At 60.0% G+C, this 1,134-nt stretch carries 1 protein-coding gene; it reads left to right on the forward strand.

The window, feature by feature from the left end; all coding sequences use genetic code 11:
• Positions 1 to 1,095 (forward strand): cadherin repeat domain-containing protein (locus tag DQW91_RS17300; protein WP_483466627.1); only part of this gene is annotated, 1,095 nt, incomplete at its 5' end.
• Positions 1,096 to 1,134: the final 39 nt, after the last annotated feature.

The raw sequence follows: 1,134 nt of genomic DNA on the forward strand, positions 1-1,134 counted from the left end.
GTGAACCCGTTCGCGGATGTGACGATCACGGACACGGAGAAGGACGAGCTGACCGTGACGGTCACCTTCGACAAGGCGAAGGGAACGCTGACCGACAAGGACGGCAACGTCTTCACCAGCGGCACCTACACGATCGTCGGCTCTGAGACGGAAGTGACGGCGGCCCTCAAGGGCCTGGTCTTCAACCCGACCGACCGGCCGACGGCGGCTGTGGGTTCGACCGAGACGACGGACTTCACCATCACCGTCAAGGACGCAAGCCATCCCACGGGCGTGACCAACACCAACATCCATGTGGCGTCGGTTGTCGGCAACACGGCTCCGCATAATCTCGAGCCGGGTCTCATGAGCGTCCAGGAACTGGCGGTCAACGGCACCGTTGTGGGCGAATTGTCCGCCAGCGATCTCAATGCCGGGGATGTCTTCTCCTACGCGCTCACCGCGCCTGACGACCGCTTCGAGATCGTCGGCAAACAGCTCCGGGTGAAGAACGGCTTCAAGATCGACTACGAACAGGCGAAGTTCCATAACCTCACCATTCAGGTCACAGATGCCAGCGGCGGTATTTTCAACAAGACCGTCACCATCAACGTCGTCGACATCAATCCCGAGCTCACCCTCGGAACGGACGCCAACGACGTGTTCAAGGGCGGCGCGGGCAAGGACAAGCTTGGCGGCGGTCTTGGCAACGACATCCTGTGGGGCGGGCTCGGCAACGACACGCTCACCGGCGGCAAGGGCAAGGACACGTTCGTGTTCGACACCAAGCTCGGCTCGAAGAACAAGGACACGATCAAGGACTACAGCGTCAAGGACGACTCGATCTGGCTCGACAATGCCCTCTTCAAGTCGAACAAGGCCCTGTACAACGCGATCAAGAAGGGCACCGAGGCCAAGCCGCTCAAGATGAAGGCGGACTTCTTCTCGATCGACACGGCGAAGGATGCCAACGACTACTTCGTCTACGACAGCCAGAAGCGCGTCCTGTACTACGATGCCGATGGCAATGGCGCCAAGGCGGGGGTTGCGATTGCGACCTTCACCAACAACAAGGCGCTGAAGAACTTCACCGTCAAGGAGCTGTTCTTCATCTAAGCGGCGTTCAGCGGCTTTGAAGACCAACCCCGGCTTAAG

This window comes from Microvirga flavescens (assembly GCF_003290125.1).
Lineage (GTDB): Bacteria > Pseudomonadota > Alphaproteobacteria > Rhizobiales > Beijerinckiaceae > Microvirga > Microvirga flavescens.